Source organism: Nostoc sp. TCL26-01, assembly GCF_013393945.1.
Lineage (GTDB): Bacteria > Cyanobacteriota > Cyanobacteriia > Cyanobacteriales > Nostocaceae > Trichormus.
This window is the reverse complement of sequence record NZ_CP040297.1, coordinates 2,125,608-2,150,834: the sequence shown is the minus strand read 5'-3', so window position 1 is coordinate 2,150,834 and position 25,227 is coordinate 2,125,608. Positions and strand designations below refer to the sequence as shown.

23 protein-coding genes and 1 tRNA gene are annotated in these 25,227 nt (G+C 40.2%); 19 read left to right on the top strand and 5 right to left on the bottom strand.

Features of this window, described 5'->3' with window-relative positions; all coding sequences use genetic code 11:
- Nucleotides 1–16: 16 nt before the first annotated feature.
- From FD725_RS09300 to FD725_RS09270, 7 genes are all read left to right on the top strand, one after another.
- Nucleotides 17–1,177: a DUF58 domain-containing protein gene (locus FD725_RS09300; protein WP_179047862.1), complete on the top strand. Its 1,161-nt coding sequence runs from the start codon at nt 17–19 to the stop codon at nt 1,175–1,177.
- Nucleotides 1,178–1,670: 493 nt separating this feature from the next.
- Nucleotides 1,671–2,036 (top strand): ferredoxin thioredoxin reductase catalytic beta subunit, encoded by a 366-nt coding sequence (locus tag FD725_RS09295; RefSeq protein WP_179047861.1) that lies wholly within the window; start codon nt 1,671–1,673, stop codon nt 2,034–2,036.
- Nucleotides 2,033–2,410 (top strand): DUF309 domain-containing protein, encoded by a 378-nt coding sequence (locus FD725_RS09290; RefSeq protein WP_179047860.1) that lies wholly within the window; start codon nt 2,033–2,035, stop codon nt 2,408–2,410. Before FD725_RS09295 ends, FD725_RS09290 begins: the two co-directional genes overlap by 4 nt.
- Before the next feature lie 332 nt (nt 2,411–2,742).
- Nucleotides 2,743–3,225, top strand: coding sequence for an LptA/OstA family protein (locus FD725_RS09285; protein ID WP_179047859.1), 483 nt, complete (start codon nt 2,743–2,745; stop codon nt 3,223–3,225).
- Nucleotides 3,226–3,253: 28 nt separating this feature from the next.
- Nucleotides 3,254–3,982: an LPS export ABC transporter ATP-binding protein gene (gene lptB / locus FD725_RS09280; protein ID WP_179047858.1), complete on the top strand. Its 729-nt coding sequence runs from the start codon at nt 3,254–3,256 to the stop codon at nt 3,980–3,982.
- Nucleotides 3,983–4,180: 198 nt separating this feature from the next.
- On the top strand, nt 4,181–5,296 hold the full coding sequence (locus FD725_RS09275; RefSeq protein WP_179051485.1) for an LptF/LptG family permease: 1,116 nt from the start codon (nt 4,181–4,183) through the stop codon (nt 5,294–5,296).
- 144 nt (nt 5,297–5,440) lie between these two features.
- The gene (locus FD725_RS09270) at nt 5,441–6,685 is read left to right on the top strand and encodes a hypothetical protein (protein ID WP_179047857.1); all 1,245 of its coding nucleotides are present in this window, start codon (nt 5,441–5,443) and stop codon (nt 6,683–6,685) included.
- A gap of 16 nt (nt 6,686–6,701) precedes the next feature.
- Here FD725_RS09270 and FD725_RS09265 read toward each other — a convergent pair.
- Nucleotides 6,702–6,786, bottom strand: a tRNA-Ser gene (locus FD725_RS09265).
- A gap of 503 nt (nt 6,787–7,289) precedes the next feature.
- Here FD725_RS09265 and modA point away from each other — a divergent pair.
- Nucleotides 7,290–8,246 (top strand): molybdate ABC transporter substrate-binding protein, encoded by a 957-nt coding sequence (gene modA / locus FD725_RS09260; protein WP_179047856.1) that lies wholly within the window; start codon nt 7,290–7,292, stop codon nt 8,244–8,246.
- A gap of 112 nt (nt 8,247–8,358) precedes the next feature.
- Nucleotides 8,359–9,069, top strand: a complete 711-nt coding sequence (locus tag FD725_RS09255) for a PEP-CTERM sorting domain-containing protein (protein WP_179047855.1) — start codon at nt 8,359–8,361, stop codon at nt 9,067–9,069.
- Nucleotides 9,070–9,137: 68 nt separating this feature from the next.
- Here the strand turns inward: FD725_RS09255 and FD725_RS09250 are convergent, their stop codons facing one another.
- Complete coding sequence (locus FD725_RS09250; protein WP_256871881.1) at nt 9,138–11,042, bottom strand: S8 family serine peptidase; 1,905 nt, start codon at nt 11,040–11,042, stop codon at nt 9,138–9,140.
- A gap of 610 nt (nt 11,043–11,652) precedes the next feature.
- Here FD725_RS09250 and FD725_RS09245 point away from each other — a divergent pair.
- Nucleotides 11,653–12,975: a DUF642 domain-containing protein gene (locus FD725_RS09245; protein WP_179047854.1), complete on the top strand. Its 1,323-nt coding sequence runs from the start codon at nt 11,653–11,655 to the stop codon at nt 12,973–12,975.
- Nucleotides 12,976–13,864: 889 nt separating this feature from the next.
- On the opposite strand, the gene FD725_RS09240 is transcribed toward FD725_RS09245, so the two are convergent.
- Nucleotides 13,865–14,011, bottom strand: a complete 147-nt coding sequence (locus FD725_RS09240) for a hypothetical protein (protein WP_179047853.1) — start codon at nt 14,009–14,011, stop codon at nt 13,865–13,867.
- 173 nt (nt 14,012–14,184) lie between these two features.
- On the opposite strand from FD725_RS09240, the gene FD725_RS09235 reads away from it, so the two are divergent.
- The 9 genes from FD725_RS09235 to FD725_RS09195 all read left to right on the top strand — a co-directional run bounded on the left by FD725_RS09235 (nt 14,185) and on the right by FD725_RS09195 (nt 23,965).
- Nucleotides 14,185–14,799 (top strand): hypothetical protein, encoded by a 615-nt coding sequence (locus tag FD725_RS09235; RefSeq protein ID WP_179047852.1) that lies wholly within the window; start codon nt 14,185–14,187, stop codon nt 14,797–14,799.
- A 105-nt stretch (nt 14,800–14,904) separates the two neighbouring features.
- Nucleotides 14,905–15,282, top strand: coding sequence for a hypothetical protein (locus tag FD725_RS09230; RefSeq protein WP_179047851.1), 378 nt, complete (start codon nt 14,905–14,907; stop codon nt 15,280–15,282).
- Nucleotides 15,230–17,977, top strand: coding sequence for a hypothetical protein (locus FD725_RS09225; RefSeq protein WP_179047850.1), 2,748 nt, complete (start codon nt 15,230–15,232; stop codon nt 17,975–17,977). Before FD725_RS09230 ends, FD725_RS09225 begins: the two co-directional genes overlap by 53 nt.
- 16 nt (nt 17,978–17,993) lie before the next feature.
- Nucleotides 17,994–18,794 (top strand): hypothetical protein, encoded by an 801-nt coding sequence (locus tag FD725_RS09220; RefSeq protein WP_179047849.1) that lies wholly within the window; start codon nt 17,994–17,996, stop codon nt 18,792–18,794.
- Nucleotides 18,795–18,936: 142 nt separating this feature from the next.
- Nucleotides 18,937–19,980, top strand: coding sequence for a hypothetical protein (locus FD725_RS09215; RefSeq protein ID WP_179047848.1), 1,044 nt, complete (start codon nt 18,937–18,939; stop codon nt 19,978–19,980).
- 15 nt (nt 19,981–19,995) lie between these two features.
- Nucleotides 19,996–20,814, top strand: coding sequence for a hypothetical protein (locus tag FD725_RS09210; protein ID WP_179047847.1), 819 nt, complete (start codon nt 19,996–19,998; stop codon nt 20,812–20,814).
- Between the two features lie 86 nt (nt 20,815–20,900).
- Nucleotides 20,901–21,608 carry a hypothetical protein gene (locus tag FD725_RS09205; protein ID WP_179047846.1) on the top strand — a complete coding sequence of 236 codons (708 nt, stop codon included), beginning with the start codon at nt 20,901–20,903 and terminating at the stop codon, nt 21,606–21,608.
- Nucleotides 21,605–23,212, top strand: coding sequence for a TrbI/VirB10 family protein (locus FD725_RS09200; protein ID WP_179047845.1), 1,608 nt, complete (start codon nt 21,605–21,607; stop codon nt 23,210–23,212). The genes FD725_RS09205 and FD725_RS09200 overlap by 4 nt, the downstream gene beginning before the upstream one ends.
- Before the next feature lie 204 nt (nt 23,213–23,416).
- Nucleotides 23,417–23,965, top strand: coding sequence for a hypothetical protein (locus FD725_RS09195; protein ID WP_179047844.1), 549 nt, complete (start codon nt 23,417–23,419; stop codon nt 23,963–23,965).
- 93 nt (nt 23,966–24,058) lie between these two features.
- Here FD725_RS09195 and FD725_RS09190 read toward each other — a convergent pair whose 3' ends face one another.
- Together FD725_RS09190 and FD725_RS09185 are read right to left on the bottom strand one after the other, a co-directional pair.
- Nucleotides 24,059–24,334, bottom strand: a complete 276-nt coding sequence (locus FD725_RS09190) for a hypothetical protein (protein ID WP_179047843.1) — start codon at nt 24,332–24,334, stop codon at nt 24,059–24,061.
- Complete coding sequence (locus FD725_RS09185; protein ID WP_179047842.1) at nt 24,315–24,560, bottom strand: hypothetical protein; 246 nt, start codon at nt 24,558–24,560, stop codon at nt 24,315–24,317. Before FD725_RS09185 ends, FD725_RS09190 begins: the two co-directional genes overlap by 20 nt.
- Between the last annotated feature and the right edge of the window lie 667 nt (nt 24,561–25,227).

Sequence of the window (25,227 nt, the reverse complement as noted above, 5' to 3'; positions counted from 1 at the left end):
GGGTTAAAAAAGAAACATGAATATTATCAAACCCATCACTAACTGGTTAGAAATTCGTGCTAGCGCCCCTGCGTATACTGGCTGGGTGCTGGCAGGTGTGGCTATTTGTTTTTTTGGTGCAGCGATTAATACAATGGCTGGATGGTTGTATGCCATTAGCGGTGTGAGTTTTGCCCTGTTAGGGATAGCAGCATTTTTACCACCGCGATCGCTCACCAGTTTATCAGTTACTCGTCGTCCCATCCAACCCGTATCCGCCGGGGACGATTTGATACTTGAGTTAGAAATTTATAATCAGTCCCAACAATCAGCTAGCTTATTGCAAGTCGAAGATATATTGCCATTTGTCTTAGGGAAACCCATCAAAAAGGCAATAGAAACAATTCCTAGTCAAGAAAATTATCGTTGTGTATATTATCACCCAACTCAAAAACGAGGGATTTATCGCTGGCACACAGTTGAATTAGCTACAGGTGCGCCTTTAGGTTTATTTTGGTGTCGTCGTCAGCGTCAATGCGAAGCTACAGCAATTGTCTATCCTCAAGTATTAACTTTAACAACTTGCCCCTTGGTTGATGAAGTCGGGCAAGAAGAGAGTCAAAAGAGTGAATACCGGGGTAAACCCTTGCAGACAGCCACATCGGGGTTAGTGCGATCGCTTCGTCCTTACCGCCTGGGAGATCCCACCCGGTTGATTCACTGGCGTACCAGCGCCCGCTACGGTGAATTGCGGGTGCGGGAGTTAGAGACAGTCACAGCCGGACAGGAAATCGTTATTGCCCTCGACACGGCGGGTAATTGGCACACTGACAACTTTGAACAAGCCGTAATTGCCGCAGCATCACTGTACTTTTACGCACAACATCAACAGTTACAAGTGCAGATGTGGACAGCATCGACAGGACTAGTTAAAGGCGAACGTGTTGTATTAGAGACACTAGCAGCAGCCAGACTACAAGAAGAACCAAGTAATCAACCACCACAAACCTATCCTGAGATTTGGTTGACACAAAATTCTCTCACCCTGTCTATTCTGCCTCCAGGTAGTCGTTGGGTATTGTGGCAGGATTTATCATCACCATTAGAAAAACTCATTAACCAGGATTTTCCAGGTATCATCATCGAAACAGAAAAATCACTCCAACCTCAGCTGCAAAAGTCTCTACATTCATCATGAAAATAGATGAGGACTGACGCACTCAACCAATAAACCCTTCTCAGGGTGGTCAATAGTCATTAGTCATTGGTCAATAGTCAATAGTAAACAGTGAACTTTTATTAACTGGTAACTGATAACTGATTTAGTCAACAGTCCAAAAACCTTGATTTTGAACGACAGTCCGCACAATGAGGAAAACTCCCACAAGCGACTGGCTTCTATTGACTATTGACTATTGACCATTGACTATTGACAAAAAAGCCAGAAAACTTAGTGACACTGCATAAGTCCTATACATTTTGATCATGCAAAACTTCAATGAATCCTGAAAACCTTACCATTTGTCAGGATTGATTTTTCTTTGATCCCGTTCTTTTGAGAAATACCAATCTTTGAGAAAATAGAAATCACATTGTAAAACATCAGGTTGGGGAAATCTCCCCAGCAAGACCCCAGTAAGGCTGAGGTACAATGCAGAGAAATATTTAAATTTTTTGAGCCGCCGATCCCCATGATTTCATCCGAAGCTAACACAAAATCCAGTGATAAAAGCCTAGAGGCCATGCGCCATTTTTCCGAACAATATGCCAAACGTACGGGGACTTACTTCTGTTCTGAACCTTCCGTTACCGCAGTTGTCATTGAAGGATTAGCCAAACATAAAGACGAACTGGGTGCGCCTTTGTGTCCTTGTCGTCACTATGAAGACAAAGAAGCCGAAGTCAAGGCTACATACTGGAACTGTCCTTGTGTACCCATGAGAGAACGCAAAGAATGCCATTGTATGTTGTTCCTCACCTCAGACAATGAATTTGCTGGACAAAGCCAAGACATCTCTCTAGAAACCATTAAAGAAGTGCGAGAAAGCATGGGATGAGTGAAACCATGCCCCAAGAGTTTTGGCAAGGTGTAGAACAGTTTAACGCTGGCAAGTTCTATGCCTGTCATGACACCTTAGAAGCTTTGTGGATAGAAGCCAGCGAACCGGAAAAAACCTTTTATCAAGGTGTTTTACAAATTGCCGTCGGGATTTATCATTTGGGTAATCTTAACTGGCGTGGTGCAGTCATTTTACTAGGGGAAGGTTGTAACCGCTTACGTCGTTACCCAGGGATTTTTGGTGGTATTGATGTCGATGAATTACTCAATCAGAGTATAGACTTGTTGACTACTCTACAAGAAAACGGCCCAGACAAAATCAACACGGAAAATCCAACCTGGACTTTACCCAAAATTGCGATCGCTAAATAATACCAATTCCTTTGTGTCTTTGTGCCTCTGTGGTGAAAAAAAAGATTTGTTTAACCACAGAGACACTATAGCGGTTCTCGTTCACGTGAGGTACACCCGTAGGGGCAATTCATGAATTGCCCCTACACCTTGCAATATAATTTTGTACCCCATCAGAGTGGGAACCGCTATAAGACACAGAGAGTGAGAAATAGGAGAAACTTTAAACTTTAGCAAAGCGTCAAGACTCCAGCTAGCGGATATCTCAAGTTACTCCCGATTGGAGATGATATTTTGGGATAAAGTACTTGAGATAATTAAGATACCAGCCAAAATTCCCCATTTCTATCGCTATGATGCTTTGCCATAAACCCATATCAAAAATACGTCGCCTGGGATTAGCTTTGCTAGCACCTGCGGCATTACTCACCTCTGTCGCCTTACCCATAGCCACAGCTCAAACACCAGGGGGAAATCGCCCGTTAACTATTCGCTCTGATATTCAAGAATACGATGCCAAGAATCAAGTGATCACGGCTCGTGGTAATGTGCAGATGTTGTATCCAGCTCGACAAATTCAAGCAACATCAACTCAAGCACAGTATTTCAGCAAAGAACGCCGGATTGATTTCAGTGGCAATGTCTATATTTTGCAACAGGGTGGTAACAGTATCCGCGCCGAAAAGGTGACGTATTTGATTGATGAAGGACGATTTGTGGCTTTACCTCAATCCAATCGTCAGGTAGAGTCAATTTATATGGTGGAAGATTCAGAGATTGGTGGTCAAGCTAATACACCTGCTCCTAAAACACCAGAGTTACGGCGTTCTAATTAGCATCAACCATTAAGAAAGCACGCGCATAGTGAAAATTGTTTTAGAAAATATTCACAAATCTTACGGCAAGCGAGTAATTGTCAATCGCGTCAACCTTTCTGTTTCCCAGGGTGAAATTGTCGGGTTACTGGGGCCTAATGGAGCTGGTAAAACGACAACATTCTACATTGCTACAGGTTTAGAAAAACCAAATCAGGGAAGAGTCTGGCTAGATAGCTTGGACATTACTGGTTTACCGATGCACAAAAGAGCCAGATTAGGTATTGGTTATTTAGCCCAAGAAGCAAGTATTTTCCGTCAACTTTCCGTCAAAGATAATATTCTGTTGGTATTTGAGCAAACCAATGTGCCACGCTGGGAATGGTCAAAGCGATTAACCACTCTATTGCAAGAGTTCCGCTTAGAACGAGTGGCCAGAAGCAAAGGTATTCAACTGTCTGGGGGGGAAAGACGACGAACAGAATTAGCTAGGGCTTTAGCCGCCGGGCGAGAAGGTCCAAAATTCTTACTCTTAGATGAACCCTTTGCTGGCGTTGACCCAATTGCTGTATCTGAGATTCAGCAGATTGTAGCAGAATTACGCGATCGCGGTATGGGTATCCTGATTACAGATCATAACGTCCGAGAAACCCTAGCCATCACCGACCGCGCCTACATCTTACGTGAAGGTCAAATCCTCGCCTACGGTACAGCCGATGAACTGTACAATAATCCCCTAGTGCGTCAGTATTACTTGGGGGATAATTTTCAAGTGTAAGGTTGGGGACTGGGGACTGGGGACTGGGGACTGGGTAATAGGTAACAGGTAATAGGTAAGAAAAACTAATGACCAATGACCAATGACTATTGACTATTGACCAATGACTATTGACTATTGACCAATGACTAAAAATCTATGCTTCCCAAACAGTTTACGCCTTTCTACAGCTTCAACTCACTGCTGCCTTTAACGATTATGGATCGTTATTTGACGAGCGAATTGCTACCTACATTTTTATTTGGTGTTGGGGCTTTCTCGTCAATTGGGGTGACAATTGATGCTGTATTTGAACTAGTCAGGAAAGTAGTAGAATCTGGTCTACCCATTAGCATCGCAGTGCAAGTTTTTTTGTTAAAACTGCCTAATTTCATTGTTTTAGCCTTTCCCATGTCTACGTTGTTAGCGACTTTGATGACTTATAGTCGCCTGTCTACCGAAAGCGAACTCATTGCCTTACGGGGATGTGGGGTGAGTGTTTATCGGATGGTGCTAACTGCCGTGATGTTAAGTTTTGTTGTCACAGGATTGACATTTGTCTTTAATGAGCAAATTGCCCCAGCAGCCAATTATCAAGCAACTCTGACTCTAGATAGAGCAATTAAGTCAGATAAACCCAGTTTTAAACAACAAAATATTTTTTATCCTGAATACCGAGACGTTCAAGACCCAGATGGAACGAAAACTAAGATGCTATTACGCCTATTTTACGCTGACCAGTTTGATGGTAAGCGGATGAGAGGCTTAACCATCATAGATCGTTCTACTAAAGGTTTAAATCAAATTGTTGTAGCCGAATCTGCCCAGTGGAATGGCTCTCAAAGTGCGTGGGATTTTTATAACGGTACTATTTATTTAGTAGCTCCTGATCGCTCTTATCGAAATATTCTCCGCTTTGAAAAACAACAACTCCGTCTACCCCGCACACCCTTAAGCCTAGCCGAACAAAGCCGCGACTACGGTGAAATGAACATTTCCCAAGCTTTAGAACAGCTAAATGTGGAACGGTTGGGAGGCGATCGCCAAAAAATTCGTAAACTAGAGGTGAGAATTCAACAAAAATTTGCCTTACCATTTGTCTGTGTTGTCTTTGGCTTGGTCGGTGCGGCAATGGGAACCATTCCCCAACGCACAGGACGCGGTACAAGCTTTGGTATTAGTGTAATCGTGATTTTTTCATACTACTTATTAGGCTTTATCACCGGTGCTTTGGGACAAGCCGGTATCCTTTCCCCTTTCATGGGAGCATGGTTACCCAACTTTATCGGCTTAGGTATAGGATTATTTTTATTAATGCGTGTTGCACAAAAGTAAAAGCATCAGGAATTAAGCCTGAAAGAAGGGTAGCTAATGACTGTTGAAATACGATAAAATCATAGGCTAAACTTAAAATAAAAGCTCCTTTCAGAGCTTATGTAAATATTAATTAATTATTTATAAAATTATTTACAAACAACCATGTCAAATCGTCGTTATCCTTCCCCATACTTACGTTATCTCAGAGCTAGATTATTAAATTTAGGCAGACCCAGTTTTTGGGGAACAGCTATATTTTTATCTGTAGTTGGGTTGCTGATTCAACAATACTGGTCTAACCCCAATGGAGTCACCAGCAAACCAAATGTTACCGTTTCCGATTCTACAGATGCTGCCCTTTCGGAAGAAGATAAAGCTATTGCGGCAGACATTGATAATTTACCCGCCTTGTTTGGTAGCCCTGAACCAGTCACGCCACCAGTAAAAACCAATAGCAAAGAGAATCAAACACAAACTCCCTTTCTGAATGCTACCAGCAAACAGCCTGCTAATGATAGCGCCAAATTAAACGCCAACTCCACTCCAGATGTGAATTCCAAACCTACATCTGTAGACAAAAATATTTTTGTATCACAAGCAGAAGACTTATTACGGTTCAGTGCAACTGATACTAATAATAGTCAGTTTTTGGGTTTCAAATCCTCTGGCTCTACAGGGGGAAAAACTTCCTCTACACCAGGGTTGGTATTACTGAATCAAACCAATAGTAGTCAAAATACCAACCCTAATAGTTTTTTCCCAACAGTCGCAAATCAATCAACTACGCCAAACCTAACTGGTTTAAATACCTCCACATCTGCAATCAATGCTGCCGAAAGAACTCCCTATGGCACAATAATTCAGTCTTTACCCACCAGCACCTCAACCAATCAAACTTTTTCACCCAGCACAGGGTTAAATTCTCCATCAGGTTACGTGCAGCCAGGAACATACAATAATTTGAATAACACTCAGGTAATTCCTGCAAATAGGGGGTTCAATTCAGGGACAGGCTATATTCAGCCAAATACACCCAATATTCAACCAAACCCATACAGTAATTTCAATAATGGGCAGATAACCCAACCGAATACACAGTTGAACCAAGGAACTGGTTATGTTCAACCTAGTAATCCTAATTCCCAGCCAAATTCATTCAATAACTTGAATAATAGTTCAACCTTACCTGTACAAACTCAACCAGTTCCAACTGTTCTCACAGGAACATCACCGATTATCGGCCCCTATTCTGTCCGCAATCCTCGTGCTAATACTGTGATTAACACGACTCCAGTTGTACCTAACAATCAAGTTCCGCAAGCAACCATACCTGATTCCTTGTATGCTCCTTCACGTCAAGGACAGTATCCCAATGGAGTCCAGGGTAACGGTTACTCCTATCCATAAAATGCCATCTAATCAACGGAGAGGGGGGGATTCGAACCCCCGTTGAGTTTCCCCAAAACGCATTTCGAGTGCGTCACCATCAACCGCTCGGACACCTCTCCAATTATTTTTCTATAGATTTGAGTGATCAAATCAGACGAGCTTAGGAAACTGCTGAGACAGAATTTCCTTCTGCCATGATAGCATCCCGGTGGCGGAAGCGATAACTTGTCTTCTACTGTGAGAAACGCTGTAGCAAAGTTAAGCTTCAACAATTAACCACAAGTATTTTCCCTGTCATTTATCCCATGCGAAAGCAGAGGTATGGGTTGATTTTCCTTAGCATTTGCTACAAGTGCAATACTCAAGTTACATAACTTAAGTGATGATTTCTTGAAATAAACCAACTTTATTGGTATTTTTTGTTGGATTTTTTTAGCTTTGAAAATCATATTTTCTACCTGCCCCTATTGAATTACATAGCTTAGAGCCTATCGGAAGATTTATGAACTAAAGTCAGCGCTTCTTAAAATACCAACTTTACCGGTAAAAATTCCCGACTTTTTTGGTATTGTTCTATTTAAAGCCTACTTTGCGTCAGTAATCTCTCTTAGGTATTTTTTTAATGAACAGAAAAAGAGTTATTGTTTGGATAGCTGGGGCGATTACCAGCTTGATAGTTGCGATCGCCTTTCCATTCTTGATGTCGTCACCAGTTACAGCACAGACCGCACCCCCAACACCGCAGTTTACGACAACAGTAACATCAGCAAGTGCTACAGCCAATCTGAGGGTTTACGGTGCGGTTAGTTTATTAGAAGTACTGACAGACTTGGAGAATGCCTACAATAACAGCACCTCCACACCAAAGATTAACTTTACCAATAGCCTAGATTCTTCCGGGATTTTGCTCCAAAACATCAACTATGCACCAAATGAAACAGCTGGGATTCCAGATGTGTTTATTTCGGCAGCGACAAGTCAGATGACCAGTTTACAGACAGCAGGAAAACTAGCATCTGGTTGGCCTCAAAATATTGCTAAAAATAGGCTCGTATTGATCAAACCTACTACATTTACTTCTCCTGCTCCTACTGGTAACGCTATTTCCAGTTTCAGTACCTTGGTAAATAGCCCACCAACTAGAGCTGGTATTCGTGGGATTGCTATTGGTAGCCCCTCAACCGTCCCAGCTGGAGAATATGCCAGACAAGTTCTCACCAGTACCGCTAGTGGTTGCGGTGGAGGTACTTACAATACACTGCTGAATAACCCAGCGCCGAATAAGTTGTACTTTGCCACTAATGTCCGTAACGTTTTGAGTGCAGTTGAGACTAAAACCCTCAATGGAAACACCATCGACGCAGGTATAGTTTATGCGACAGATAAACAAGTTTCTACTCTCACATCACAAGTAGGCTCTGCGGCTCCTTCAAGCTGTCTAACTACCCCCATAGTCTATCCAGAAGCTGTACTCAACAGAACTACAAGTGCTACGGCTGCTAATTCTTTTGCTAACTTCCTCTTTACCAATTCAGCTGCCCAATCTGCCTTAACCAATCGTGGATTCCTTCTTCCTTAAAAGCGGCTACCCGCTAAGTTTTACTCAAAAGAGTGTAGCTTTAGCCCATCGCTTCAACACTTGGTTTCCAGAAATACTCTTGACTATTTAGCTATATTTGGAGAAATTTTTCATGAAATCGACCAACAAAAATCTCAAACATTTCTTACTGACTATTAGCAGTGCTGTTGTTAGTACTTCTGTCGGGATAGGTGGTTATGTTTCTCAGGCACAAGCTGCCCAGTTTGTAAATATTGTGCAGAATGGAGACTTTACAGCCGATTCACTGTTAAATCCTAACGATCCTACTCGTGCTAATCCGTTTATTACAGGATGGTACAACAGTACACAAAATGAGACTTTCTACACGACTTACTTAGAGAATTATACTGTCGATAGGGAGGCGGATCTTTCTAGAAGTGTACGTATGGCTGCATTTCCCGATTTTACTTACATATCTCAAAACTTGAACACCAAAAAGAATCAAAAATACCAATTAACCTACTACTTAGCTAACTCAGATGAGGAGGATCTAAGTGTATTTCGGACTTATATAGGGGGAAACTTGGTGGATGAAAAACCTCACGTTCCCTTCCAGGATTTTACAAAATACACGTTGAATTTCACAGCCACCTCAGCCATTACAGAGTTAAAGTTTGCTGCTCATCAACGTAAAGCTTGGTACAACCTCGATAATGTCAGCGTCGTTCGGATTGATGATGGGGATGAACAATCCACTTCTGTTCCCGAACCATCAATTATGGCTGGACTAGCAGTTTTAGGAATGATGGGAATTGGTACTAGAAAAAACCGTTTGGCTAGTAATTATAAATCCCAATCATAGCTTTTATCGCTACACAGATACGCTTGTAGCGAGAGAAACCCAAGATTTATGTCTTGGGTTTTTGTTTCTTACACTATCAAACTATTGGCTGCGCTGGCTGTCACAATTTGACGTACTTGGGCATCAGTTAAACCTTTGTTAGCACTGAGGATCAAAGCTACTACCCCAGCAACATAAGGAGTTGCCATAGATGTTCCATTCCAAGAAGCATATTTATTGCCAGGTAGTGTGGAATAAATACCAACACCAGGGGCTGTGACATAACTAAGTAGTTCATTTCCGGCCCGGTTAGAGAAGCTAGCTAGGTTTCCATACTTATCAACTGCTCCTACAGCCAGCCCCCAGTTTTTTGCATAGTTAGCAGGGTAGTATGGTGTTGGCTGACTGGCGTTTCCAGCTGCCATGACAACGATCGCACCCTTGCTGCTAGCATATTGAATAGCCAATTGGATATCTATACTAGGCTGCTCTTTACCTAGACTCAGGTTAATCACATTTGCTCGATTGTCCACAGCATAACGAATACCTTTAGCGATCGCACTATCAGCACCTGAACCATTATCACTTAAAACTTTCACTGGCATAATCTTGGCATTATAAGCAATACCTGTGACACCAAAGCTATTTCTTACTCCCGCAATAGTGCCAGCGACATGAGTCCCATGTCCTTTTTTATCTAAGGTGTTGTTGTTGTTGTCAACAAAGTTCCAGCCGTAAACATCATCAATATAGCCATTACCATCATCATCCTTACCGTTACCAGCAATTTCTTGGAGATTTTTCCAGATATTACTACTCAAATCGGTATGGTTACGGTCAACCCCGCCATCTACAACAGCGACAGTAATTCCTTGGCCTGTATATCCTTTTGCCCAAACTTCTGATGCTTTGATGAGGTCTGCGCCCCAATTGTTACCCCCTAAATTAACAACATTACCAAAAGTAGTTTGACCTAAAGCTTTAGCTACTGCTGCGGCTGCATTAATCAAGCCATAGCCATTAGTGGAACTAAAATTATTCTTGACATTGATAGCTTTAGCAACAATGTTATTTATTTCGTTAGTTTCAATCACATTGTTGTTACCATCAGCTTTGTACAGCAGATAATAGCTACCTGCGGTGATATTGTTCACAATCTTGAGTGAGATTGACCTTGAACTATAAGCACCTGTTTGAATACTACCAACTTCATTTGCACCTAAATACAGATCATCATTACTGACAGTTTTATCTTTAGATAAATAAAATGTAGTAGAGCTAGGAAAAGAATTTCCCACACCTTGATTTTTAACTTGATAGCTGATTTTAAAGCTATATCCGACAGATACTGAACTGGGAGCTATAGCATTTTGAACTATTAAATCTGTCTTAACCAGATTAATATTGATAGCTTTGGCTAAAATATTATTGGTTTCATTATTTTCCAGAATATCTCCATAGCCGTCTGCTTGACACAATAAATAATAGCTACCTGGAGCAATACCATTGTCAATTTTGAATGTGGTTGATTCCGAACTGTAAGCGCTGGCTGCAATACTATCAACGTAGTCTGAACCTAAGAAAAAATCATCGTCACTGACATTGTTATCTTTAGACAAGAAAAACATTGTATAGCTAGAAAAAGCATTTTCAGCACCCTGGTTTCTAACTACATAATTTAGTTGAATAGTGGTTCCAATTGATGCTGCACTAGGAAATAGAGCATTTTGGATGATTAAGTCGGGTTGAGTATCAGTAATATAAATTGTTTGAATATTGAGGTTATTATTAGTATTTGAGATAGTTGCAGTCAAGTTAGAATTAGTTGACAATGATGTATAATCTTGCTGAGTTGAAAAACTACTGTGAAAGCTTGAGCTTAATATATTGTCAATACTTAGTTCACCATCAGAATAATTAGTATATTCTGGAAAAGAGTTACCTTTTCTAGTTAAGTTATGAATAATGCTGTTATTTATTTGTGCCAGTTTCACTTTAATACGCTACCTATACATCATTAATTAATGCTTGAGTACTATTCAACTGCAATTGGAACTCCATGCTGAACAGTATGTTACCAACATAGTTGGAAAAGATCAATCAATAGAAATGATGAATACAGCGTAAGCATTTCGTTGATTTGAAATGGATTATTTATTTACACTCTGCCGTACTAGATAAAATAATTTTCCCTGGATTGCGTAGTATCTGAAATACTTAAGTTACATAAATTAAGTGATGGTTTCTTGAGTTTTTCCAACTTTATTGGTATTTTTTTAGCAATTTTCTTGACGTATATTCTTCTATATATACTTTTCAGCTTGTTTTAGTATTTATGTACTAAAAATGTTTCGACTTAAAATACCAACTTTGAAGGTAAAAACGCCTGACTTTTTTGGTATTGTTCTATATCAGAGCCTACTTTGCTTCAGTAATCAATTCAGCAAAGCGATAAATATTGTAGCTATCTCAATTACCCAACCTCTCTTTTCAGAATAGAAATTCTCATTAATCCTAGACTGTGTGGAGTGAAATCACATGATAACAGCCAAAAAAATTAGGTTTTTTGTTTGTGGTATTACTAGTACTTTTATAAGTGCTGCCATGATAATAAGCTCTAATATTTCTCAAGCTCAAGCAGCAAATCTTGTTTTGAACGGAGATTTTGAACTCGATCCTAGTTATAGTTCTAATTACAACCCAAATGATTTTTCTACTCATACCAATAACCCTAATATCACTGGCTGGACTAAAACTAGTAATAATCAAGAAGCCCAATGGATTAGTGTTATCAAAGGTAATTACAACACAATTATAGGTAATTACGATACAGATAGTACTGGTAAAAGTACTTTGAGGGGTGGAGGGTATTTAGACTTTGGCTACTTGTCACAGAATCTCACTACAACCCCTGGTCAGGTATACAAACTGACTTATAGGTTAAAAACTGATGACTGGCCAAAGTTTGTAGATAATACCTTTCAGGCTTTTGTTAGTGGAGAAAAGATTTATGAGCTAACAAATATTCCCTCTAAACCCTGGTCTTACCCATATGATCCATACACCGAGTATACATATAACTTTGTAGCTACAGCACCAACTACAGAACTAAAGTTTGGGTATAGAAACCCGAACGGCTTTTTCTTCTTAGATGATGTAAACGTCGAGGCTGTAGATGAAGCCGCAACCTCTGGTGGAACAATTATGATTACTGGTGTAAATCCTACGGATGTTGAACCATCAGTACCTGCCATTGGTGGAAATATCGAGTACCCAGATAATGACACTTACTATATTCCAGACCCTACATTAGATCCTAGTTATTCTGTAGATCCTAAAAATATTGTTGTTAATGGTAGTTTTGAAACAGACCCACTTGTAAGTCCTGTAAACACCACTTTGCCTAACCCTTATATTACAGGATGGGTTAATGATAGTGATGTTATTGGAGATGGCACATATTCTTTTAAAGAGTCAAATTATCCCAATACTGGATTTCGGAGTTTAGAACTGCGTGGAACTGGCTTCTTTTCTCAGATTCTTAATACAGTTGTTGGTCAAGAGTACTTACTAAGTTATGACTTAGCATCTACAGAAGAGTCCATCCCAGACAATCCTTTTCTTGGTAACATATTTCGGACGTATGTAGGTGGCAACGTAATTGATGAGAAAGTAGATACAACTTTTCAACAATTTCACCAACCAGACTTATACAAAACGCGGTATGAATACAGATTTGTCGCCACAGCACCAACCACAGAATTAAAATTCTTTGGCAGAGTTAACCATGATGGGTTGAATTTGGATGATGTCAGTGTTACTCCTGTACCTGAACCATCAATTGCTGGTGGAATGATAGTTGTATGGTTAACAGGAATGTGGCTAAAGAGAAAGCGTTTAGCTATTAGTATCAAGCCAAGCAAATAGTATTATCTAGGGCTTGCTAAAAAATATTTGGCAGAGTTCAGTGAGTGTGTTTGTGTTCCATTTATCTATATATTATTTGTCTATGAATATTTACAGATAATATATTCAGCTATTGAGCGATCGCATATCTAAGAGGGTGTTTGAAAAGTTTCAGTAGGTATAAAAATGTCATTCTGACTGGAGCGGAGCGTCAGGAAGAATCTAGGTTTTGTGGTACATACCGAGATGTTTCATTCCGCTACGCTGCATTCAAGATGACACAGAAACAGACTTTTCAAACATCCTCTAAACAAATCTCAAAAATTTTCAAGTTGGATTGAAAATATTCAATTCAACTTGCTATTTTCAGGAAAACTTTATAGATAGTTGACTTCAAGACAAATCAAATTGATCAAACTCATCTGCGTTGCATAGAATGTTCAGCGTTGAATCTCCATCACTTGATAGAATCTGGTTAATTTGGCGTAAAAATTTTCGTAGTCAGTTTGTCACTGATCGTACCGAGAATTATGGCTATAGCCACCAGTAGAGAGTATACAAGTATTTCGTAGTGAACAGTAGAGAGGTTGCAATGCAACGTCTCTACATAATTCATGTGTATCATGATTAACGTGAAATGGTATTAAGTGTGTCCATTCAGGATATACCAAATATTTATTGGTAAATTTTATATCGAAATATTATACATAAGTTTTACGTATAAATACTCCAAACAAAGTAACCTCGCAGCATTTTTCCGTAAATATCTTGGTGTTGTTCAGAATTTTTCCGCATAATATTTTCAGCTAGGGTGTTGTGCGAAAATTTTTAGATATCATTTCTCAATCAGAACTACCAAAAAGCCGCTATACCGGATATGAGCAATGGTGCAAGTTACCTATGCAGTTAATCAGCGTAGAGGTTGTAACAGGTGCGTAAACATCGCTCTACTTGAATATCTCAGAGATGGTGATGAAATATAACTTCTTGTTCGATATCGAGTATCACTAGTGTTGAGAAGCGATCGCGGTACATCAGCTACAATCTTCTTTAACATAATGTTAGGTTTTTGTTAACTATTTTTTAACGATATGTAATATCATGGACGGATATTGTAATAAAGATCAATACTTTATTGAATTGCATCAGGAGCGTGATCTCGTGATAAATTATCAAAGTTTAAACAGCAGTCCACACCTGCATTTGTAATCAGTAGTAGGAAATTGGTCAATGGCTAGGCAGAGTGTTAATATCAGAAAAAAATATCAACTTTTAAAAATTAACGTAGAACCAGGTGTTAATAAATTGCAACTGATATTAAAAGAATTGTGGATTAAATTGGTCGAATCAGTACCGTTTTTGTTGGCTTGTGCTGTATTCTTAAGCGTTATCAGCTTAAAGAGTCCTCTATTGCTTTTCTGTTTGCTCTTTGGGAGTTTGATTACTATTGTCATTCAACAAATTGGGCAATACACAAACTTACCAAAGAAGTGGCTAATTTTATCTCAAATATTAGCAGTAGCTGTCATTTTGAGTTTATTTTGGCTAGATTATTTCGGATATCCAGCACAGGCACAGTTCTTTAAAAAAGCTGAGGATTTTTTCAAAAACACATTAACTCAAGGCGCTACCAACAATAACTCCCAACCTGCTGTAAGTTTAATCTTCAACGTATTACGAGCTGTTTACTTACTCTACATTGCGGTATCGTTAGTAGGTGTAATCAATGCGGTGCGTAAAGATGAAGATTGGCAAAGTGTTGCTAGAGTTCCGCTATTAGTTGTTGTTGCTGTCACAGTTGCCGATGTGCTGACAGGCTTTGTCATTGGTGATACTGGTAAATAGGCAATAGGCAATAGGCAAATAGGGAATAGGGAATAGGGATAGGGGTATTAGCCTAGTTGATTTTTCTTTACAAATTACTGAGTAGCTTGATGTTAGTGGATTGTTATGTCTGAGGAACGGCAACAAGAATTTCGCCCAGTCAACCAAATTTTAGGCTCTCAACCATCACTAGGGCCGATTCCTGCCGATCAAATATTTCCTTGGACAGTCATCTGTTTGACCTCTTACTTTATCATCAATGGTATTTTTGGAGGGATGTTTGCAGATGACTTTCAACGATGGCTGTGGACTATTCTCATTGCTGGTTGGGGGATGGCAACTTGGTGGATATTATCTGGTGGTAGGAGTTGGCGCTTTTTAAGTAAATTCATTGGAGTTCCCACTTGGACAAGAGGCTTTGCACGTTATCAAAGCTTGTTAGAAATTAACCATGAAGCAAAAAATCGGAAAACAAAGCATCGGTATCGCCGGACAAGAAAGTAGACTAACGCCATTTGAAGATGCGTTACATTTAGCAACTATGCTCCGCATCGCTCTTGATGGGCGTGATATTGGTGCTTATATTTTAAATAAAGGCACTCAAAAAGATAGATTTTGCTTTGTTTTTGGTTTTGAATGTCAAGGCATTCATAGCACTTTAAGAAAAGAACAAATAGACACGATTTTTAATAATCTGGAATCTGGATTAAAAGACATTCCCGAAGGGGAAAGAATGACGTTGCATATGGGATCTTTTAGTTCTGATAAAAAACGACAAGCAGAACTAACGGATTTAATTAAGCGCGCCTCATCACGAGATATTAAGTATTTGTTGATGGCAGAAAGAGCCAGAACTCAAGAATTAACTGCGGCGGGGATTCGCAAGCCCAAATTTCTCAAAATTTATGTGACTTACACAATTGAACCCAACGCCACTCATGCAGATGATTGGATTGAGAAACTACTATCTAAAGCTGAGGGATGGTGGTTGAATTTCAAGGGCGATATGGCGGAAATTGAAAACCAACGGATTGAGAGTATTATTACCAAGGCTTACCAACAGGGCTTTTGTCGTTGGGAACAGCTTTTATCGAATAAGATGGGGTTGGATGTTAAGCCTTTAGATGTAGAAGAACTTTGGGAGAATATTTGGCAGAGATTTAATGATACACAGCCAATAGAAATTCCCCAATTATTACACTTAGATGAAAATGGACTCCATGAACAAGTTCATTCAGAGTTATCTAGTAGTAAATTGCTTATTGAAAATATCCACAGTACAACGATGCTGATGGAATCTGGTGTACCTTGTGCCGATCGCCGTTGGGTCAATGTCAACAATAATTATATTGGGGCAATGACTTTCTTAGAAAAACCCGGCGGCTGGCCGAATAAGTTTGCCCAACTGCGCTATTTGTGGGAACTGCTAGCCAGGGAATCTGTAGTGGATACAGAGATTGTTTGTCAACTGACTGCGGCAAACCCAGCCTTGGTGAAGACGACTTTGCAAAGAGTGCTGAAACAGTCGAATGTGACAGCCTTATTAGCACAGGAAAAAAGTAAGACAATTGATGTCAATGCTCAATTAAAGTTAAAAAAATCAGTTGCAGCGCAAGAACAATTATATGAAGGCGCAGTTCCGATTTACACGGGGATAGCAATTTTTGTTCATCGTCCCACTGTTGAAAAATTGGATGAGGCGACAAGGTATATTGAAAACTGTTTTCAACGTCCTGCAAGGGTAGTTAGAGAAGTAGAATATACTTGGAAGATTTGGTTACAATCTTTGCCGATAGTTTGGGAAGGTTTACTCGTTAAACCCTTTAATCGTCGCCAGTTATATTTAACTAGTGAAGTACCGGGATTAATGCCTTTAGTGATTACCAAAGCAGGTGATAAACATGGCTTTGAATTAATTGCGGAAGAAGGGGGTACACCGGTTCAACTAGATTTATTTAACCAACATAAAAATTTAGCATTGTTTGCCACAACTCGTGCTGGTAAATCAGTCTTGGTGTCAGGGATTTTAACCCAAGCTTTAGCTCATAATATTCCTGTAGTTGCCTTAGATTTCCCTAAACCTGATGGGACATCTACCTTTACCGACTATGCTCAGTTCATGGAAGGACGGGGAGCATATTTTGATATTTCTAAACAATCCAATAATTTATTTGAGCAACCAGATTTACGATCGCTCGATCCTGAACAACAACGCGATCGCTTGCTCGATTATACAGCTTTTCTGGAATCAGCCTTAATGACAATGGTGCTAGGCTCATCCAGTGACAACCAACTCCTAGCACAAACCATTCGTTCCCTACTCAACTTAGCCTTGGGAGCCTTCTTTGCTGATCAAGGTATCCAGGAAAGATATAAAATGGCGATCGCTGGTGGATTTGGTTCTCCAGCTTGGGACAAAACCCCCACCTTAAATGACTTTCTTAATTTTTGCTCACCAGAACATCTCCAGCTAGATTCTGTTAGTGGGAGAGTGGAAGACGCACTCAGTCAAATTCACCTGCGCTTGCGCTTTTGGCTGTCTAGCCGTGTTGGACAAGCCATCTCTGCACCCTCCAGCTTTCCTACCGATGCTCAACTTTTAGTATTTGCCCTGCGAAACCTTTCAGATAACGAAGATGCCGCAGTTTTGTCCTTGAGTGCTTATTCTGCTGCCTTACGACGTGCTTTGAGTAGCCCCGCTTCCATCTTCTTTATTGATGAAGCGCCGATTTTGTTTGAATTTGACCAAATATCTGACTTGGTAGGCAGAATGTGCGCTAACGGAGCTAAAGCTGGGATTAGAGTCATTTTATCAGCACAAGACCCCGACACCATCGCTAAATCTAGAGCCGCATCGAAGATATTACAAAACTTAACTACCCGATTAATTGGCCGTATTCAACCGGTAGCTGTGGATAGTTTCGTTAACATTTTAAAGTATCCGAGAGAAATCATTGCTCGTAATGCGACAGAAAGCTTTTTTCCCCGCAAAGAAGGTGTTTATAGCCAATGGCTACTAGATGATAACGGCATTCATACCTTCTGTCGTTATTATCCAGGCTACGAACAATTGGCAGTAGTGGCTAATAACCCCCACGAACAAACTGCACGTCAACAAGCAATGCAAAATTATCGGAATAAATATGAAGCAATCTCAGTATTTGCTCGGCAATTAGTAGCTTCGTTACGCGGTAGTTAAAATTAAATGTAAAAACATGAAAAAAACTATTTTACTAACATTCGGATTTTTAAGTTTACTCATTGTACCAGCAACGGCACAATTAGGTAGAGTTTGGGCAGATTTTCAATACTACTCGACAGATTTACAGAACTATTGGAAATACAACCTCAGTGAAACTTTAAAACCTTTAGAAAGTAGCTCGCAAAATGCTCTCAATGGTGCAACTGGTGATTTAAATATACCTAACCCAGTTGAAGCAGGGGATCAAGTTCGTCGGGATCTGATATTTTTTAACTCCATCCCAGACAAATTTGAAAATAATCAAGCGATACGTTCAGTAGCTGTTAATAATGAAATTAATCGACTGATGACACGTAGTTCAGTTGTAGGCAGCCTGGGCAGAGATGGACAAACAAGATTAAAAAATAAGTTGGAATATACGGAAAAAGTTATAGAAAGTATCGATGAAATTATCCAACAAGCAGAGAACAATAGCCAAAACTTACTTGATCAAATTACTGGTAAAATTACGGGAATTATCGATCCAACTCAAAACGCATTAGCATCAGCAACAAGTCTCAGTGCTAATAATCAAGCCCAATTGCAATTGCAAATCCTCAAAGTCCAAGGTGATCAAGTAAAACTTAACAGTGAAGCACTAGCGCAGACAATCCAAACTAACCAGTATTTACAATATACCAACTTAAATTTAGCCAACCTTTCGCAGCAGATGGAAGAAACAAATCGAGCGCGACGAGTTGATACATCAGCCGAAGCCGCGAGACTTTTACGGACAACAGCACAAATCGATTTATTTGGCAGAAAACTTGATTAATTCAAATCTTCTTTGTGCCTCTGTGCCTTTGTGGTGAGCTTTTTAAACACAAAGACACAGCGAAAAGTCGGAGCGGAGGTTTCCTCCGATCTGAACTTTTCAAGACAAAGACACAGAGGGATGAATTTACTTAATACATATTATGTTTTATACAAAAATTCTGGCAGATATTGGCGTTACAGATACCCTCGATAGTGGGACAGCAACAGCTCGCAGTATTGCGGAAAGTTGGGATAATCAATGGCTAGATTTATTACAAAATAATACCAGCAATAACTTATATGGAGCATTGACAAATCTAGGTGTCTTCTTTGCGGTGGGAACCTTACTTTTTTTCATGGTGCAATGGCTAAAAGATGTCATCTATAGTGAATATTCTCGTCCGATATCGGCGCTGGTATGGCCTTTTATCGTAGTTGTATTATTGAGTAATTCTGGCGATGGCAGTATTCTTTCGACTCTGACATTGAGTGTGAGAAACTTTATTAATACAGTCAATCAGCAAGTCATCTCCACAGCAGATGCAGAACAAGTTTATCAACAAGCATTGAATATGAGTGTGGCAGAAGAAGTTGCAGGTTCGCTGCTACGTCCTTGTCAAGCTTTGACGGGGGAACAACAAAGTCAATGCTTGACAAAAGCCAGTGAAAAAATTGATAACTTGTGGCGAGAATATCGCAATTTATATGGCAATAAGCCTTGGATAGTCAGGTTGGAAACCCAGGTTAATCAAATTAGGTTTGGTACAGGCAATATATCAGAAACTACCTTTAGTGCTTTGTTGGGGAATACAGTCCAAACTAGTATTAAAAACTTTCTAATTTCCTTACAATACGCTTTTCAAAATTTGATAGAAGCGACAATGTTGCTAACAGCAGCTTTAGGCCCCTTAGCTGTGGGTGGTTCTTTACTACCTATTGCAGGTAAACCAATTTTTGCCTGGTTGACTGGGTTTTTAGCAGCAGGAATTGCCAAAATATCATTTAATATTATTGCTGTATTAACTGCGGCAGTGATTGTCAATGGGCCAGCTCAAGACCCAAATGCTAATCCTGATTTGATGTGGTTTATTATTTTCTTAGGAGTTTTAGCTCCCTTACTATCCTTAATCTTAGCAGGATTGGGTGGATTAGCGGTATTTAGTGGGATTAGTAATGCAGAGACTTTGGTGAGGGATAGATTATAAAATGGGTGGGGAGAAATGGGTAACTTTTTAAAACAGAAAAAAACAACGATTAATGTCCTGACAACTTTTGCGATCGCTACTTTTAGTTTACATATATTAGTATTACTAATTTTCCTCCTCCAAGGATTGAATATTCGTCAACTGAGTCTACGCAAACCACCTAATTTTGTGCAAACAATTGATGGTCAACCAGTAGATAAGATTGATGATTTAGCCAGAGATCCAGAAGTGATTCGGCAATTCGTCAGTAAGACAATGATGGCAATGTTTAACTGGTCAGGAAATCTGCCACCACAAACTGTAGAAGACTTCGCCAAACCCAGACCAGATTTAGGGATATTAATTAGAACTCCCCAAGGTGGTAGTCAAAAAGTGACCACTAGTAGTTGGGTAGCGAGTTTCGCCTTATCAGAAGACTTTCGTAAAGGTTTTTTAAGTGCGATCGCTGATATTACACCACCAGAAGTTTTTGCTAGTAATTCCAGCCAAGCTATCACCGGACAATTAACAATTAAACGGGTTTATCCCCCCGTGAATATTGCTCCTGGGAAGTGGCGAGTCGGGATGGTAGCCGATCTTGTCCAACAAAAAGGTTTAGATGCGAGAAAAACAATTACTCCTTTTAATAAAGATTTATTAGTCCGTGCCATAGACTATTTCCCATATCCTTTAGCCACTAATAGCACCGATATTCAAAAAGCAATTTATAGTAGTCGCACTGATAAATTAGAAATTTACGAAATTCGCAATTTATGTTTGTTAGATCAATATAAGAACTCCAACCCTAATCCAGCGTATCCCTGCGAATCCAGCAGCTTTATTAATAGTCAATAGTCAATAGTCAATTAGTCAATAGTCATTAGTTTTTCTTCACTATTACCCAGTCCCCAGTCCCCATTTCCTCACTCAGCACTCCCCTTATGCAATTACTCAAGCCAGAACATAAAAAAAACTCTATCTTGCCCTTGTTTGCCGTGGGGACATTGGGGTTAAATTTGTTGACCTTACTCTTGCTGATGTTTCATGGTTCGATGTTACAGCGATTAAATCGGCAATTAACACCCCGTAGCCTCGTGCAGCTAATTGATGGTCATGCTATTACAGTAGATCCTAAGCCAAATTTAGCCAGACATCCAGAAACAATTCGCCGCTTCGTTGGTGAAACTATGACTCTGATGCTAAATTGGTCACAGCAACAACCACCAGCAGCCATCTGGGAAGCTAGTTCACCCTTACTAGCTAACAAATTACAAGCAAAATTTTTATCAGAGATTAATAATCTAAATTCGGCTGGTCAATTTGGTAATACTAATAGAAGTGAAAATCATGTATTAGTCATTCAAAAAATCTCCCAACCCACACAACTCAGTGATGGTGAGTGGAAAATAGAAATGTTGGCAAATCAGTTAGTTTTTGGTAGTTCTGACAATTTAGGTAAATCCATTCCTTTTAATAAACAAATTATCATTCGTGCCATAGATGAACAAGCTACTTCCCTACCATCCAATCCCTTACCCTGGCAGTTAGCTGCTTACCGCCTGGGAGAGTCTCGCCTAGAAATTGATAATATCTGCGACATCGAAGACAACAATTGTTCTGGAACTTCTAAACTAAGCAATACACCATGACTCCTTACTCCACAACTTCTGAAACCCCACCAAAACCAAAGACTAATCTATCTCCTGATGGTTACCATCCAGAAGTAAATGCTGCTGATTGGGAATCACAAATGGCGAGATTAGTTGGTTTGGCAGTAGAACCCACCACTGATGATGTTGAGTCTACAGCAGATTTAGCGATCGCCGAGCGATCCTCAAGCACACCAGAGCAAGCTAGAACCGAACAACCTCTAGCTACTAACCCTTTTGCTAAGTTGGCTTTGGTGGGTACAGCTACCCTGGCTGTCGTCGTCTTAGCTGGGGGCTTTTTATCTCAATTGATGAGTTCAGGGAATCAAAAAACCCCCAAAAATAATCAAGCTGTTGCGCCAGCCGAATCACTAGCGACAAATTTATCTCCAGAAGCCAATCTGGAACAAGAAGTAGAAACTTTAAAAACTAAATTAGCTTTAGCAGAACAAGCGCAGGGAGTCAAGGCAGCACAGCAAAATCTCAGAAATTTACCACGCCCGACAGCAGCAGCACCAACTAACAATCCCGTGGTGCGAGTGACACAGCAAACAACCCCCACATCAACCACCCCACGGACTGTAATTGTTGAGCGCGTTGTGCAGAATCCTTATCAACCAAGACCTTTACCTGTAGCTACCAGTGTCATCACACCCCAACAACTACCACCCCCACCCCCATTAGCAGCCAATCCTCTCCCATCCCCACCCAATCCTTTGCAAGAATGGACAAGATTATCTAAATTGGGTAGTTACGGTCAAGCCAGTATCACAGAACAACCACCAAGTAGTGTGGGTGCGGTTAATCCGGTATCAACAAATGATCCGGAAATGCAACAACAGCCAATCAATCCTAATCCCTATCAAGGACGACAACGACCCAATCCTTTCATTGGTCAAACACCACAACAAAATCCCGGTTTGGTCAGTCAAGCCTCATCCCGCAATCCTGCATCCCTGAAGGTGGGAACTACCGCTAAAGCCGTGTTAGCAACGGCTGTGTTCGGAGAAACCACCAGATCCAGAGGCAATGATGACAACAACGAAAATCCCAACTTATTTGTGGTGCGGTTACAACAACCACTCAAAGGTGTCGATGGGGCGATCGCTCTACCAGCCAATACCGAATTATTAACACAAGTGCGATCGATTTCTGAACAAGGAGTAATACAACTTATCTTAGTTAAAGCGATCGTCCAAGATAACGGTAATCTCTCCGAACGAGATTTACCCACCAACGCCCTGACCATCCGCGCCCCCCAAGGTAGACCCCTACTCGCACAGCAGTACCCAGACCGAGGTGGTTCTATCGCCTCAATGGATGTAGGATTATTCGCTTTAGGAGGACTTGCCAAAGCGGCCGAATTATTTAACCGGACTGAATCTCAAGTTAGTGTCAATGGCGGCTCAACTGTAGTTACTAACAACAACATCCAACGCAATATCCCAGCCGGTGTTGTCGAAGGTGGTTTGAATTCCGTAGTTCCGCAGATTTCCCAACGCAATCAACAAGCGATCGCCCAAATGATGCAACAAACCAATGTTTGGATCTTAAAAGCTGGCACAGAAGTTGAGATATATGTCAACCAATCAATACAGCTTTAGTGATGAGTGGGGAGTGCTGTTAGCGGTAGCGGGGCGATGCAGCCCGTGCTGAGTCATGAGTGGGAAGTGAGAGAGTAATAAAAATTTTCCTCCTATCCCCCGTCTCCTTTTTGGATTTTGCGGAAAGTTCTGTAGGCGGGTTTCCCGCCGTAGGAAACTTTTCAAGACGAATTTTGAATTAATTTGTTCCCTTCCTTTAAAACTATGAAGGTTAAAAATTATGTTCCTCACTTGCCTTTAGCATCCCTGATATTTTCGGGGGTGATGTTATTATTGGCAGGTCGTGCGATCGCTGACAATGCGGTGCTGCGTTCTATATTTTCCTGTCAAGCGCAAGGCTTGGGGGGAGTGATACCGACAATCAAAGTCTGGTTTCAACAAGGGACAAATCTCAGCTTTATTCCCGCAGGCGAAAAAATTAAAAAAGTCTGGCTCAATGACCCTTCTCAAGTCACCCTGGATTTTGATGGGCCGATGTGTATGCAGTTTGGTCAAGAAAATGGTGCTAGCGGAGATTGTAAAAACTCAGCTGCAAATGTGATTCAACTGCGACGAATTTCTAAATTAAATATTCCTGGTTTGCCTAGTACCAAAAATACACTGTTGACAGTGATTACTGAAGGTCAAGGACAAAGTAAGCTATATACTTTTAAAGTCATATATGCAGACAATGCTCCTGAGTATTATACTCTGGCTGTTTTTGCTGATCCCCCATCTGCCACAGAAGCAGCTTGTGTAAGAGTTGCACGCTAACAGAACAAGTGTTTAATTGAGTGTAGGTCTTTGACAAAATATACTGAAAAGATCCAGGAAAACAGGTTGTGAAAAACCTACACGTATAAACTTTCAATTTTGATCAAAATTAACTAAAGGTTTCCTCAACGAAAATATATTTCTGCGCTTGTGTTTATGCTTGACACTGGTGAGATAATTGTCGGCATAACGAAAAGCAGATGCACCATCATAAGCAGCGATCGCAATCGCTTGAAAAAAAACTTTTGTTGGGACTCTTTGGTGAGAAAGCCTTTGAGTCAAAACCAATAGATCATTATCTGTTGCAGGTATGGTATCTTCCGACCATTCTGGGTTGTGATAAATATCATCAATTAGAACTTTGTACATTTAGCACCTCTCCAAAAGCGTAAGATGCAAAACCAGCGATGAGATTGAGTTGCTGTTCTCTTGTTTGTAAGTTTTCTGGAAGTTCCGTATCGCTACATCCAATTTCCTGTAGAATCCGCAAACAATAAGCGCTAACTTCACTACATGGAGCTTGTTCCCACTTCTGAGCAACTTCCTTAGCCATTTCCAAATTGAGGTGCATAACCTCTGTTACAGGGCTGATCATGAATAAACCCTCATTAACTTTATATGTGCAGTGTTGATCAAAACTACAAAACAACGTAACCGTAATCTTGCGGAATTTATGAAGCCGAAAACCAAAAATATCAGCGCATTTGCGTAACCAGATATAGTGCGATCGCCCCTTAATTTTAATTTTATAATTCTCTAAAAATGTGTTTGAAAAGTGTTTCAAGCATTCTTACGCAGGTTTTAACATCAAATAAACCAAAATCAAAAGACAAACACAAAATCTTAAATCCGTATACTATAGAATTTTTACTAATTGACAAAATATTTTGATTTCCACAAGCTAGTACTAAGTAAGTAAAGATAAGTGAATGTGAAATCTTAGAAGATTTTTTCCGTATTTGTACGTTATTTTTAATTTCAGTAGTTACTTAGGGCTTGCTGAAAAACCAATAAACATCTCCATAAATTCATTCTGTATTATCCGAAATCCTTATAGAGACATTGCACTGCAATGTCTCTACATTCATTTTTGAAGATGTCTAAGAGGACGTTTGAAAAGTCTGTTTCTTTGTCATGTTGAATGCAGCGTAGCGGAATGAAACATCTCGGTATGTGCCACAAAACCTAGATTCTTCCTGACGCGGAGCGTAAGGAAGAATGACCTTTTTATACCTACTGAAACTTTTCCAACACCCTGTAAT